The organism is Methylibium sp. T29-B (genome assembly GCF_000576225.1).
GTDB classification, from domain to species: domain Bacteria; phylum Pseudomonadota; class Gammaproteobacteria; order Burkholderiales; family Burkholderiaceae_C; genus Methylibium; species Methylibium petroleiphilum.
Map to the genome: position 1 here is coordinate 1 of NZ_AZSN01000409.1, position 508 is coordinate 508.

Here is a 508-nt window from a genome sequence, read left to right on the forward strand (position 1 = left end):
GACGGCTGGCGGCCGCGCGCGCGGCGGCGGCCCGCCTGTGCGAGGCGATCGGCCACACGACGGCGCTGGCCGTGTGGAGCGAGCGCGGTCCCATCATCGTGCATTGCGAGACCCCTTCGTGTCAGCCGCTCACCATCGGCCTGCGTTTGGGAAGCGTGATGCCCTTGTCGAGTTCCGCGACCGGCCGCTGTTTCGCCGCCTGGTTGCCGCGCGAGCAGATCGCGGCCGTGCTGGCGCGTGAACGCGGCGCCAGGCCGGCGCGCCCCCTGGCGCGGCTCGCCACCGGGTCCGGTTGGGCCACCCGGATGGCGGCGGTCCGCGCGCGCGGCGCCGGCACGGCCGACGGCGATCCGCAACCGGGTCTCGTCACCTGGTGTCATCCGGTGTTCGATGCCACCGGCCGCCTCGTGCTGGGCCTGGTCACGCTGGGCCCGAGCGCCGCCTTCAACGGCCGGGCCGGCGGCATGATCGATCGGGCCGCGCAGTCGGCCGCCGCGGCGCTGTCGCG

General features: G+C 76.2%; 1 protein-coding gene. It reads left to right on the forward strand.

All coding sequences use genetic code 11. The features are described 5' to 3' along the window. A partial coding sequence (locus Y694_RS22225) for an IclR family transcriptional regulator C-terminal domain-containing protein (protein WP_036236939.1) occupies positions 1-508 on the forward strand: 508 nt, incomplete at both ends.